Below are 12,534 nucleotides of genomic sequence, written 5' to 3'. Positions count from 1 at the left end.
GGCGGGGGCCTCCAGGTCCCCGCCGTACCGGACTGGGCCGCCTCAAAAGGAGGCAGTCCCGCCTCTTTTTGAGACAGTCCAGACCTGTCCCACAGAGACCGTTCCGCCGCCTCTCCAGGCCCTGCGGCCTGAAAAACAGCAAATGGGAGGAACCCCTATGGAATTTTTTGTCTCCACCCTGCTCTTCGGCATCTCGGTGGGGGGACAGTACGCCCTGATCGCCATTGGCTACACCATGGTGTACGGCATCCTCCGCCTCATCAACTTCGCCCACGGCGACGTGTTCATGGTGGCCGGCCTGCTGGGCATCTACCTCAGCAGCTTTCTCTCCGCCTACCTGCCCCCCGCCGCCGTCATCCCCGTCAGCCTGCTGCTGGTTCTGGCGCTGACGGTGGCCCTGGGCTTCTGTATCGAGCGGGCAGCCTATAAGCCCCTGCGCTCCGCTCCCCGAATGAGCGTAATGATCTCGGCCATCGGGGTGAGCTACCTGCTCCAGAACTCGGCCACCTACATCACCGGCGGCCAGCCCATGACCTACCCCTCCATTCCCTTCCTGTCGGACACCATCTCCCTGGCGGGGACCTCCATCAAGTGGGTGGTCATCCTCACCCCCTTCCTAGTGGCCGCCCTGGTGCTGGTGCTCACCCAGCTCATCAACCATACCAAGGTGGGCATGGCCATGCGGGCTGTGGCCAAGGATTTCGAGACCAGCCAGCTCATGGGCATCAAGATCAACTCGGTGATCTCCGTCACCTTCGTCATCGGCTCCGCCCTGGCTGCGGTGGGCTCCATGCTCTACTTCACCACCTACCCCGCCATTGTCCCCACTGCGGGCGCCATGCCCGGCCTGAAGGCCTTCGTGGCCGCGGTGTTCGGCGGCATCGGCTCCATTCCAGGAGCGGTGATCGGGGCCTTTCTCATCGGCATCTGTGAGAACTTTGTGAAGATCATGCCCTTTGACGGCGCCACCACCTTCGTGGACGCCTTTACCTTCGCCCTGCTCATCATCATCCTGGTCTTCAAACCCACCGGCCTCTTCGGGGAAAAGGCCACCGACAAGGTGTAAGGAGGGAATGACGACATGATCCAAGACAGAAAAAGCAAAAAGGGCGCCGCGGCGGGGCTGATCTTCGCCGCTGTGGTGCTGGTGCTGGTGGTCCTGCTGGAGAACCTGAGCAGCCTGCTGCCCAGCGTCCCCGCTGTCCTTCAGCCCACCAGCCAGCTGTTCACTGTACTGAAAAAGGGGGCGGTCTACTCCCTGGTGGCCGTGTCCATGAACCTGCTCAACGGCTTCACCGGCCTGTTCTCCCTGGGGCAGGCGGGCTTCATGCTGCTGGGCGCCTATACCTACGCCATCCTCACCGTCCCCGTCTCCGCCAAAGATTCGGTGTACTACCTGTACGGGGGCTCAGCGGTGCCCTTCTCCCTGCCTGACCTGTTCGGCGGGGTGGACACCCCCGCGGGCCTGATCCTGGGGGTGCTGCTGGCCATCCTGCTGGGCGGATGCGTGGCCGCCCTCTTTGCCTGGCTCATCGGCCTGCCTGTGCTGCGTCTGAAGAGCGACTACCTGGCCATCGCCACCCTGGGCTTTGCAGAGATCATCCGGGCGGTGTTCCAGTGGCAGGCCCTTGGGCCCGTCACCAACGGCGCCAATATGATCACTCAGATCCCCTCCTTCAACAACTTCAACCTCACCGACGGGAGCGGGAAGGTGTTCCTCCGCCTGTCCACCTTCTTCCCCTTCCTCATCGCGATTCTCTGCATTATCGTCATCGTGATGCTCATCAACTCCTCCTACGGCCGGGCTTTCAAGGCCATCCGGGAGGACGAGATCGCCGCCGAAGCCATGGGCATCAACCTGGCCAAGCACAAGATGCTCTCCTTCTGCATCTCTTCCTTCTTCGCCGGAGTGGGGGGCGCCCTGTTTGCCATGTTCGTCAACAACGCCCAGGCCAAGGTGTACACCTCCACCATGACCTATGAGATCCTGCTCATCGTGGTCATCGGCGGCATCGGCTCCATCTCCGGCTCCTGCCTGGCCACCTTCCTGTATGTGGCCTGCGCCGAGTGGTGGCTGCGCTTTCTGGACAGCCCCATGACCTTCACCTCCGTTACCGACACCCGGCGCATCCTCTTCATCCTGGTCTTCGCCGCCCTGGTCATCGGCGGGGCCCTCCTGCTGATCCGCCGGGAGCGCCGCACCACCAAAAAGGTTTGGAAGGAGCTGCTGGTCTCCCTGGCGGCCCTGGCCCTGCTGGTCTGGCTGGCTTTCTTCATCATCAGCGGCTCCCTCACCGTTCCCCTGCTGCGCACCGGCTTCCGCATGGTGGTCTTCTCGGTCATCATCATGATCGTGGTCCTCTTCTTCCGCCGGGGCATAATGGGGGACAAGGAATTCTCTGACATTCTGTTTGCCCGCCGCAAGGCGTCCGGAAAGGGGGCGGTGAAATGAGCCAAGTGGAAAATGTCCTCCGGCTGGAGCACGTCACCATGCAGTTCGGCGGCGTGGTGGCGGTGAACGACCTGTCCCTGGAGGTGAACCAAGGGGAGATCGTGGCTCTGATCGGCCCCAATGGCGCCGGCAAGACCACTGCCTTCAACTGCATCACCGGAGTGTATGAGCCCACCAACGGGCGGATCTCCTTTCTGGGAGAACCCATAGTGGAAAACCACCCCCAAGGCAGAATGCAGAAGCTCTATCAGGGGGAGAACCAGGGTATGTTTTCCCAGGTCCTCTCCCCCACCCCGGACCGGATCACCCAGAAGGGCATCGCCCGTACCTTTCAGAACATCCGCCTGTTCTCGGCCCTGACGGTATTTGAAAACGTGCTCATCGCCAAGCACATGCGTGCCAGGCAGAACGTGTTTTCGGCCGCCTTCCGCCTCAACAGGGCGGAGGAGAAGCGGATGCGGGAGGAGGCCATGTCCCTGCTGGAGGAGCAGAACCTGGCCCACCTGAAGGACGAGGTGGCCGGCTCCCTGCCCTATGGCCTCCAGCGCCATCTGGAGATCGCCCGGGCCCTGGCCACTGCCCCCAAGCTCCTGCTCCTGGACGAGCCGGCCGCCGGCATGAACCCCCAGGAGACCCAGGAACTCACCGATTTCATCCACAAGATCCGGGATGAGTACGACCTGTCCATCCTGATGATCGAGCACCACATGGACCTGGTCATGCGGATCTCCGACCGCATTTACGTCCTGGACTTCGGCAAGCAGATCGCCCAGGGCACACCGGCGGAGGTCCAGAACGATCCTCGGGTCATCGAGGCATATTTGGGGGTGGCAGACGATGCTGAAGATTGATGAACTGAAGGTGAGCTATGGCGGTATCGAGGCCGTAAAGGGCATCACCTTTGAAGTGCCCGAGCGGCAGATCGTCACCCTGATCGGCGCCAACGGAGCAGGCAAGTCCACCACCCTGCGCACCATCGCCGGGCTGGTAAAGCCCGCCCACGGCCGCATCCATCTCCAGGGGGAGGACATCACCGGTCTGTCCCCCGACCGCATCGTCTCCAAGGGGGTCACCCTGGTCCCCGAGGGACGCCGGGTGTTTCCCGACCTGTCGGTGGTGGAGAATCTGAAGATCGGGGCCTATCTGCGGAAGGACGACCTGGAAGACGACCTGAACTGGGTGTACGATCTGTTTCCCCGGCTGAAGGAGCGCTCCTGGCAGGCGGCGGGCACCCTGTCCGGCGGTGAGCAGCAGATGCTGGCCGTGGCCCGGGCCCTCATGTCCCGGCCGAAGATCATCATGATGGATGAGCCCTCCCTGGGGCTGGCCCCCCTGGTGGTCAAGGGGATCTTTGAGATCATCCAGGAGATCAACAAGCAGGGGGTCACCGTGCTGCTCATCGAGCAGAACGCCAACATGGCCCTGAAGATCGCGGACCTGGGCTATGTGCTGGAGACCGGCCGCATCACCCTTACCGGCTCCGGCCGGGATCTGCTGAAAAACGAGGACGTGAAGAAGGCCTATCTGGGCACCTGAGAACCCAGTCTCTATCCAAATCGTAAAGCAGGGGCAGGACAATACATTTTGTATTGTCCTGCCCCTGCTTTTTCTGCGGTTTCGTTCCCATTCACCGCACGTAGTAGTTCTCAAAGGGAACGGTCTCCCCCCTGCGGTCCACTGCCCGGAGGGCCAAGTCCTCCGCCCCTTCTCCCAGAGTCACCAGCACCGCGAAGGGCTCCCCCGGGGCCACCGGATATGTCTGCCGGACCGTGCCGCTCTCCGGGTCGGTCACCTCGATCCCCTCCACCTCCTCCACTCGGTTCAGCGAGACCACCAGCAGCGTCTCCCCGTGCTGCACCACATACACCCCGGTCTCCTCATGGCCGGTGCCGCTGGCCCGAAAGTGATAGCCGAAGTCCAGCCCAGGCTCGTTTTCATAGTAGGTGTAGCGCAGGCTGGAGCCCTCCTGATAGAGGAAAAAGGCCATGTCCCCGTTCCGCGCCTCTGACAGCACCACCGGCTGCCCCTCCTCTCCCCGGTCCCGCTCCGCCAGCTGCCAGCCCGGTATCCCGAAGCGGACGAACTGGGAGGCCGCCAGCATGGCGGCAATGAGCAGCAGCGCCACCCCGGCGGCTGCGGCCGTCACCCGCCGCTCCAGCCGGCGTCGGATGCCCTTCTCCCAGGCCCGGACCTCCCCTCCGTCCGTCTCCGGCGGAAGGACCACCCGCCCCCGCAGCTGCTCCAGCTCCCGGTGGCAGACGGGGCAGGATCTGAGATGCTCCTCCACCAGGGCCCGGGACTCCTCCCCCGCCGCGCCGTCCACATACAGGGGCAGCAGATCCTGGATCACCCCGCAGCCCATGGGTCTATCCGCCATGCTTCTCCTCCTCCAATCCCGCGATGATCTTCTGCTTGGCCCGATAAAAGGTCACCCGCGCCCAGCTCTCCGTCCGCCCAAATACCCGGGCGATGTCCCCAAAGGGCAGTTCCCCGAACACCCGCAGATGGAACACCTCCTTGTAAGGCTCCCCCAGGCCGTGGAGCAGGCAGTGGAGCCGCAGGGCCTCCTCCCGGTCCTCCAGCGCCTCCGTCAAAGTGACTCCCGCCGTGTCCGGCAGCTCCCGGGGCAGCTGGATCTCGGTGTTCCGCTTCCGCCGCGCCTGGTCCAGGAACACGTTCCGGGCAATGGTGTACAGCCAGGCCCGCAGGTCGCTCCCCTCCCGGAACTGCCCGGCGGAGCGGACGGCCCGGAAAAAGGTCTCCTGGGTCAGTTCCTCCGCTATTCGGCTGTCCCGGCACAGGCTCAGGAGGTACCGCTGAAGCTCCCGGAAGTATTCCTCATAGATGCGTCCAAAGTCCAACGGGCTCCCTCCCCTCTGTCTGTATAACGGCCAAGGGGCGGATCTGTTACAAGATCCGCCCGTTTTTTGTTTGCGGAGGGCTCCGTCCGTCAGGGCCGCCCCGGAAGCAGCTGTTTTTACACCTCCCTCAGAGAGGGGGGGCCTGTCCATCCTGTTGATCCGGCCCCGCAGAAGGACGCCCCCACGCCTTCCCCCTTGGGGGAGGCGTAGGGCTCCGTCTATTTCGCAGGGGCGCATATCATGCGCCCGACACCCTGCACGGAGAAAAGCCGGCCAGCCGCAGGCCCTGCCCCAATTTCCATTTCCTACTTCCGCCACCGCTTCAAGGTGGGGAGCCAGGCCCGCAGGAGCCTCTCCGCCTCCTCCTGGGGGCCGAAGGGATGTCCGTTCTCCTCATTGAATTTCAGGTCAAAGGCGATCATGTCCTCCACTGTGGCCTCCGGCGCGGTGAATGCGCCCCTCTGATAGCACCAGCGGCAGTAATCCCGGTTGGGGCTTCCGTCGGCGTTGCTCCCCATGTCCTCGGGGGCATCCAGGGGCATGCCGCAGCACTGGCAAAAGATCCGCTCTTCCATATCAGGTTCCTCCTTTTGTTCGGGAGGGGTGCTCCCCTCCTCTGTGCCCTCAGGATACGCCTGGATACCTGACACGGAATGTCCAGTTTCATACAGGGACGCGATCTTTTTCCCAGTCCGGCTCAGGACCTCCCGCCAAGAGGCAGGGGCGAGCACCTCCACCTGGTCTCCGAAAGAGAGAAGAAAGCCCAGCAGCCACCTGTCCTGAGGAAAGTCACACTCCACCAGCAGGCAGCCGTCCTCTCCCGCCCGGATCTGGCCCGGGGCAAAATAGTCCCGCACCCGCCAGGCCGCGGAGGGGGCAAAACGGAGGGTCAGGGTCCCATTCTGCCGCTGTTCCGGGGAAGGAACCTCCAGCTGCTCCGGCGGCCGTCTGGGAGGAAAGCCCTCCCGTTCCAGACACAGCCCCTCCATCCGCGCAAGTCGAAAAATCCTCCAGTCCCTCCTGGCAAGACAGAATGCCTGGAGATACCAGCAGCCGGATTTGAACACCAGCTTGCCCGGCTCCACCCTGCGGCGGGTGCGGGTGCCGGAGGAGGCGTAGTAGGTGAAATCCAGCAGGCGGCGCCCCAGGATGCCTTCCCTCACGATGCGGAAATTCTCCCTCTCCTGCTCCCCGCTGCCCCAGTCGGTGAAGTCCACCTCCACCCAGCCCTCCGCCTCCCGCCGGAACAGGGCGGACAGCCGTTCCAGGGCCTCCGCCCCCTCCAGCCCGCCGGTGGACAGCAGGGCCCGCAGGGCAAAGAGCACCTCATCCTGCTCCCTGGGGGAGAGGAGGCAGCGGTCCAGCACGAACTGATCCATCAGGCGGATGCCGCCCCCCTGTCCCCGCTGGGTATAGACCGGCACACCGGCGGCGGAAAGGGCGTCCACGTCCCGGTAGATGGTCCGCTCCGACACCTCGAAGCGCTCCGCCAGCTCCCCGGCGGTGAGGGCGCGGCGCTCCACCAGCAGATAGAGCAGCTCAAACAGGCGGCCGTTTTTCATCCCGCGCCCTCACACCACCGCTACGCCGCCCAGGATCTCCCCGATGGGGCCGGCGATCACCAGGTCGGCGTGGGCGTCGTAGGGGGTGGGGGACTTGTTGATGAGCACCAGGCGGTGCCCCCGGTAGTAGTTCACCAGGCTGGCGGCGGGGTACACCGCCAGTGAAGTGCCGCCGATGATGAGCATATCCGCCCCCTGGATGTCCGAAAGAGCCCCCTGCAGGGTATGCCCGTCCAGCTGCTCCTCATAGAGCACCACATCGGGCTTGACGATGCCCCCGCAGGCACATCGGGGCACACCTCCGCTGTCCCGCACGAACTCCACGGGATAGGCCCTGCCGCACCTCATGCAGTGGTTGCGGTGGACGCTTCCGTGGAGCTCCCACACCCGCCGGGAGCCCGCCCGCTGGTGCAGTCCGTCGATGTTCTGGGTCACCACACTGGTCAGCTTCCCCGCCGCCTCCAGCTCCGCCAGCTTCCGGTGGGCCGGGTTGGGCTGGGCGTCCAGGCAGAGCATCTTCTCCCGGTAAAAGCGGTAAAATTCCTCCGGCCGGGCATCAAAAAAGCTGCGGCTGAGGATCTCCTCCGGGGGATAGTCATACTTCTGGTGATACAGCCCGTCCACACTGCGGAAGTCGGGGATGCCCGACTCCGTGCTCACGCCCGCCCCGCCGAAAAAGACGATGCGTCTGCTCTCATCGACCCATTTCTGCAGGGTCCTCTGCTCCTGTTCCATATCCATGCTCCTTCCTGGCCGCTGTCCTCACATGCCGGCCAGCAGTCTCTCCCGCTCCCGCTCCAGCTCGGCGGCCCGCTCCGCTGTCCGGTCCCGCTCCCGGCGCAGCTGGGAGAGCAGGTCCTCCACCTGGGCCGCCGTCTCTTCCGCGGAACGCCGGGCCGTCCCGATCTTGTCCTGGATGTACAGGTCCACGAACAATCCGTCGAAGAAATAGTCCGCAAAGGAAGTGAACTCCCCCACCTGAAGGTCGGGCACCCGGAGCTGGGACACGTCGGCCAGCTCGGTGCGGAAGCGGCTTATGGCCTGTCGGGCTTGGAAAGCCGCGTTTTGCGCATCGTTCATACGTCCATGCTTGGCCATGGTGGCCAGCATGCCGCCCCCCAGGATGTCCCAGGTGCCCCAGCCTGCCGCCGAGTCCAGCTGGCCGATCATCTGGTCCAGAGCATAGCCCACATCTTTCCCCGCACATATGGCCTCATCCAGCTCCCGGATCTGGGAGCCCAGGCTGTCCAGATCACAGCCGATCTGGATCAGGCGCTTCGCCCGCTCCCCTCCCGCCTGGCAGAGCAGTTCCTCCTTCTCCTCCATCAGGGCCTTCCAGCGCCCCCTCAGGCCCTCCAGACCCGCCCGCTCCTTCTGGGCCGCCTGAAAGCGGGCCTCCAGATCCTCCAGATCACGGCGGGCCGCGTCATAGCGGGCTTTGGCCGCCACCGCCTCCCTCCGCTCTTGGTCCAGCCGTTCCGCCTGCTCCCCCCGAATTCTGGCCAGGAAGGAGGCAAAGGAGAGCCGCTCCAGCTCCTCCACATCCTCCTGCTCCCGGTACAGCACCTTCAGTGCCTCCTCCGCCGCCCGCTTGCGCTCCTCATGCTGGGCCTTCAGATCCTCCATCACGGCGGACAGCTTCCAGGCCCGGTCCAGCTTCTGCCGCACCTGCTCCAGCTCGGCGTTGATATCCTCCAATGTCCTCACAGCAGTCCCTCCTGTTCTGTCTTTGTTTCAGGGGTCTCTTGTCCTTCATTATACCATGGTTTTCTCCTCGGGGACAGTGGGAGATTCAGGGGAAAGGGGGTCCGCCCCGCAGGGCGGACCCCCTTTCCCTATCCTGTGACTGGGACGCGGAAAGAAAGACCCCTCATCCGTCACGGCATCCGCCGTGACACCTTCCCCCCTGAGGGGGGAAGGCTTTAGGGGCGGCACAAAACAATAGGACCGGGCCGTCTGGTGATGCAGACGGCCCGGTCCCAACTTTATTTTCCTTTTCAATCCTTCGGTTTCAGCAGGAGGTACGGTTCTACCCCCAGTTCCTTTGCAATGTCACACAGCATATCCATGGATATCCCGATGGAAGCCCTCTCGATTTTGCTGACATGGCTCTGGTCGATCTCCAACCTGTCTCCGAGCTGTTCCTGACTCATATCTTTCATATTTCGATAATAGGCAATATTGATGCCTAATGTTCTGTATAGGCGGTGATATGCAGAGTTCATAAGCTAAACCTCTGCATATCATTATAAATTGACTGAGATTTTTTACCAGATATTCAAACTGCATATATATGCATTGTGAATATCTTCCTGGACAGCCCTCCCTCTTATATCATGTATCTTGAGCAAATGTGCAAGATTATCGTTGGGCCGCTCCCATTGAACGCACTCGCGGCAGCAACGCGAACAGGGGGCCGCAACCCCTGCCAGGCCGGAAACACTAGGCGCAAAGCTGGCACAGCGCATGGACCCAAATGACGCAGGGCATCAGCGGCAGCGGCGCAAGGCGCTGGTCAGTGCGAAAGCATTGCCGCGCCGGTCAGGTTTCAGACAACTCCGCTCGGTGGCTCACGTGCCTGGGGGACCGGGGGAAAGCGGACTGTGGGACCCAGGCGGAACGCACGTGGAGCCGTGGTCCCGCCGGGAGTGTCCCCCGGCGATCCTTTGGTTCCTTTCCCATCGCTGGGAAAGGGACCCGCCCCGCAGGGCGGAACCCCTTTCGCCATCCCACGGCTGGGACACGGGAAGGAAGACCCCTCATCCGTCACGGCAAGCGCCGTGACACCTTCCCCCCAGAGGGGGAAGGCTTTGGGGAAAACGGCACGCCGCCCGACAGGGGCACCGGGCTCTGCAGGAGGGCGTGCTTTACAGAAAACTGTTGTCTTTGAGGGAGGAATCCGGATGAAAAAATTCAAGCCCACCAAATTCGACGTTATGGTCCTGGGGCTGACCGCGCTTTTCCTTCTGGTCACCGGCCTGTACTTCGTCGTGTCCAACGGTGCCTTCTGCCCCCTGTGCCAGGACTACTTCATCAGCAACGGCGAGACCTACATCTTGGACACCAGGGGCGGCTATCTGGAGCCCCTGTCCGTCTACCGCCACTGTCACTCCGACGGCGTCTCCATGCTGGACATCAGGACCGGCATGCACAGCGAGTGCTCCTCCACCGCCCGGACGGGCATCGTCCGCTTCGCGGATGACCCGGGCCCCCATCCTCTCTACTGCCTCCGCCACAGGCCGGACCAGTCTCTGGGCCGCTTCCAGATGCTGGACCAGAACCAGGACTACACGGTCGTCTGGGGGCTCCGGGAAGGGGAGGCCGTTCAGGCGGAGGACTGTTTTCTCACTCTCACCTGGGACGGGGAGTGGGACCAGTGGGAGATCCATATCACCTGGTGACCCTTTCCCCCTGGACTTTTTCTTCCAATTCGGTTACACTGGGAGGGATTTCTGAACCAAGGAGACTTTTGCATGGACGCCATCCTTCAAACGCTCGCCCGGGAGCTGGAACGCTCTCCGGAGCATGTACAAAATGTGGTGACCCTCATCGACGAGGGTGCCACCATCCCTTTTATCGCCCGCTACCGCAAGGAGCTCCACGGCTCCATGGACGACCAGCTGCTGCGCCGGCTGGCGGACCGCCTTCAGTACCTGCGGAACCTGGAGGCCCGGAAGGGGGAGGTCGCCGCCGCTATCGAGAACCAGGGCAAGCTCACCCAGGAGCTCTCCGACGCCATCGCTGCGGCCGCCACTCTGGCGGAGGTGGAGGACCTGTACCGCCCCTATAAGCAGAAGCGGCGCACCCGGGCCACCATCGCCCGGGAGAAGGGGCTGGAACCCCTGGCCCGGCTGCTCTCCGCTCAGGGCCCGGCGGTGGACCCCCGTCAGGCGGCCCTGGACTTTCTGGACCCGGACAAGGGGGTGGAGACGGCGGAGGACGCCCTCCAGGGGGCCAGTGACATCCTGGCCGAGGAGATCTCCGACGACGCTGACATCCGCAGGGAGCTGCGGCAGCTGTATCTGCGCCGGGGCATGCTGGCCTCCCGGGCTGCGGCCAAGGAGCCGGAGGACACGGTCTACCGCCTGTACTATGACTTCAAGGTCCCGGTGGGCCGGGCCCAGGGCCACCAGGTGCTGGCCGTCAACCGAGGTGAGCGGGAGGGGGTGCTCAAGGTCACGGTGGAGCTGGACCCGGAGACCGCCCACGTGGCGGTGCGCCGGGCCGTGGTGCCCGGCGCGGCCTGCATGGACTTTGTCCGGGCGGCGGCGGACGACGCCTATGACCGCCTGATCCAGCCCTCCATGGAGCGGGAGATCCGCGCCCACCTCACTGAGCAGGCGGACGAGGGTGCCATCCACAACTTCGCCCTGAACCTGAAGCCCCTGCTGATGCAGCCCCCGGTGAAGGGGCGGGTCACCATGGGGCTGGACCCGGGCTACCGCATGGGCTGCAAGGTGGCGGTGGTGGACGGCACCGGCAAGGTGCTGGACACGGCGGTAGTCTACCCCACCTATGGGGAGCGGCAGAAACAGGAGGCCATCGCCAAGCTGTCCCATCTGGTGAGAAAGCACGGCGTGGAGCACATCGCCATCGGCAACGGCACCGCCAGCCGGGAGACCGAGCAGATGGCGGTGGAGCTGATCCACAGACTGGGGGGCGGCCTGAGCTATATGATCGTCAGCGAGGCCGGGGCCTCGGTCTACTCCGCCTCCAAGCTGGCCGCCGAGGAGTTCCCTGAGTACGATGTGAACCTGCGCTCCGCCGTGTCCATCGCCCGGCGGCTCCAGGACCCTCTGGCTGAGCTGGTGAAGATCGACCCTAAGGCCATCGGCGTGGGCCAGTACCAGCACGACATGCCCCAGGCCCGGCTGGGCGAGGCCCTGGACGGCGTGGTGGAGGACTGCGTCAACGCGGTGGGCGTGGATGTGAACACCGCCTCCCCCTCCCTGCTCCAGCGGGTGTCCGGCCTCACCGCCGCCACTGCCAAAAACCTGGTGAAATACCGGGAGGAGAACGGGGCCTTCACCACCCGCAGGCAGGTCCTGAAGGTGCCCAAGCTGGGCCCCAAGGCCTTTGAGCAGTGCGCCGGCTTCCTGCGGGTGCCGGAGAGCGCCTCCGTTCTGGACAACACCGGTGTCCATCCGGAGAGCTACGCCGCCGCGGAGGCGCTGCTGGCCCAGTGCGGCTACACCCTGTCCGACGTCAGGGCGGGGGCCATGGGGGCCCTGAAGGAGAAGGCGGAGGCCATGGGCCTGGAGGCGCTGGCCCGGGTGTGCGGCGTGGGCGTCCCCACCCTGGCGGACATCATCAAGGAGCTGATGAAGCCCGGCCGGGACCCCCGGGACGAGCTGCCCGCCCCCATCCTGCGCACCGATGTGATGGAGGCCCGGGACCTGAAGCCCGGGATGGAGCTCCAGGGGACGGTGCGCAACGTCATCGACTTCGGGGCATTTGTGGACATCGGGGTCCATCAGGATGGGCTGGTCCACATCAGCAAGCTGCCCCAGCGGGTGAAGCACCCCTCCCAGCTGCTTTCCGTGGGAGATGTGGTCACGGTGTGGGTTCTGGAGGTGGACGAGAAGAAAAAGCGCATCAGCCTGACCATGAAAAAACCGTAACACGGGTGCGGCGGCCGGAGGGGACACCTCCGGCCGCC

The 12,534-nt window shown here is 64.2% G+C and carries 12 protein-coding genes; 6 read left to right on the top strand and 6 right to left on the bottom strand.

Annotated elements, in window-relative coordinates; all coding sequences use genetic code 11:
* Window positions 1–157 precede the first annotated feature (157 nt).
* From BN1969_RS05910 to BN1969_RS05895, 4 genes are read left to right on the top strand one after another with little or no spacing between them, the layout of a single operon-like run.
* Complete coding sequence (locus BN1969_RS05910; RefSeq protein WP_050623456.1) at window positions 158–1,066, top strand: branched-chain amino acid ABC transporter permease; 909 nt, start codon at window positions 158–160, stop codon at window positions 1,064–1,066.
* 15 nt (window positions 1,067–1,081) lie between these two features.
* Complete coding sequence (locus BN1969_RS05905; RefSeq protein WP_050623455.1) at window positions 1,082–2,452, top strand: branched-chain amino acid ABC transporter permease; 1,371 nt, start codon at window positions 1,082–1,084, stop codon at window positions 2,450–2,452.
* Entirely contained in the window at window positions 2,449–3,303 is an 855-nt protein-coding gene (locus BN1969_RS05900; protein ID WP_050623454.1) for an ABC transporter ATP-binding protein, read from the top strand. Before BN1969_RS05905 ends, BN1969_RS05900 begins: the two co-directional genes overlap by 4 nt.
* Window positions 3,290–3,988 carry an ABC transporter ATP-binding protein gene (locus BN1969_RS05895; protein WP_050623453.1) on the top strand — a complete coding sequence of 233 codons (699 nt, stop codon included), beginning with the start codon at window positions 3,290–3,292 and terminating at the stop codon, window positions 3,986–3,988. The genes BN1969_RS05900 and BN1969_RS05895 overlap by 14 nt, the downstream gene beginning before the upstream one ends.
* A 91-nt stretch (window positions 3,989–4,079) precedes the next feature.
* On the opposite strand, the gene BN1969_RS05890 is transcribed toward BN1969_RS05895, so the two are convergent.
* The 6 genes from BN1969_RS05890 to BN1969_RS05865 form a co-directional block, all read right to left on the bottom strand.
* Window positions 4,080–4,829 carry a zf-HC2 domain-containing protein gene (locus tag BN1969_RS05890; RefSeq protein ID WP_050623452.1) on the bottom strand — a complete coding sequence of 250 codons (750 nt, stop codon included), beginning with the start codon at window positions 4,827–4,829 and terminating at the stop codon, window positions 4,080–4,082.
* Window positions 4,819–5,313 carry an RNA polymerase sigma factor gene (locus BN1969_RS05885; RefSeq protein ID WP_050623451.1) on the bottom strand — a complete coding sequence of 165 codons (495 nt, stop codon included), beginning with the start codon at window positions 5,311–5,313 and terminating at the stop codon, window positions 4,819–4,821. The genes BN1969_RS05890 and BN1969_RS05885 overlap by 11 nt, the downstream gene beginning before the upstream one ends.
* 305 nt (window positions 5,314–5,618) lie before the next feature.
* The gene (locus tag BN1969_RS05880) at window positions 5,619–6,875 is read right to left on the bottom strand and encodes a zinc ribbon domain-containing protein (protein ID WP_077138706.1); all 1,257 of its coding nucleotides are present in this window, start codon (window positions 6,873–6,875) and stop codon (window positions 5,619–5,621) included.
* A gap of 9 nt (window positions 6,876–6,884) precedes the next feature.
* Window positions 6,885–7,610, bottom strand: coding sequence for an NAD-dependent protein deacylase (locus BN1969_RS05875; protein ID WP_050623450.1), 726 nt, complete (start codon window positions 7,608–7,610; stop codon window positions 6,885–6,887).
* A 27-nt stretch (window positions 7,611–7,637) separates the two neighbouring features.
* Window positions 7,638–8,582 carry a hypothetical protein gene (locus BN1969_RS05870; protein ID WP_077138705.1) on the bottom strand — a complete coding sequence of 315 codons (945 nt, stop codon included), beginning with the start codon at window positions 8,580–8,582 and terminating at the stop codon, window positions 7,638–7,640.
* 290 nt (window positions 8,583–8,872) lie between these two features.
* The gene (locus BN1969_RS05865; RefSeq protein ID WP_050623448.1) at window positions 8,873–9,100 is read right to left on the bottom strand and encodes a type II toxin-antitoxin system RelB family anti-toxin; all 228 of its coding nucleotides are present in this window, start codon (window positions 9,098–9,100) and stop codon (window positions 8,873–8,875) included.
* Between the two features lie 678 nt (window positions 9,101–9,778).
* On the opposite strand from BN1969_RS05865, the gene BN1969_RS05860 reads away from it, so the two are divergent.
* On the top strand, window positions 9,779–10,276 hold the full coding sequence (locus BN1969_RS05860) for a hypothetical protein (RefSeq protein WP_050623447.1): 498 nt from the start codon (window positions 9,779–9,781) through the stop codon (window positions 10,274–10,276).
* Window positions 10,277–10,348: 72 nt separating this feature from the next.
* The gene (locus BN1969_RS05855) at window positions 10,349–12,496 is read left to right on the top strand and encodes a Tex family protein (RefSeq protein ID WP_050623446.1); all 2,148 of its coding nucleotides are present in this window, start codon (window positions 10,349–10,351) and stop codon (window positions 12,494–12,496) included.
* The last annotated feature ends 38 nt before the right edge of the window (window positions 12,497–12,534 follow it).

The organism is Clostridium phoceensis, assembly GCF_001244495.1.
GTDB classification, from domain to species: Bacteria; Bacillota; Clostridia; order Oscillospirales; family Oscillospiraceae; genus Lawsonibacter; species Lawsonibacter asaccharolyticus.
Note: the sequence above shows the minus strand (reverse complement) of the source record. Positions and strands in the feature narration are given on the sequence as shown.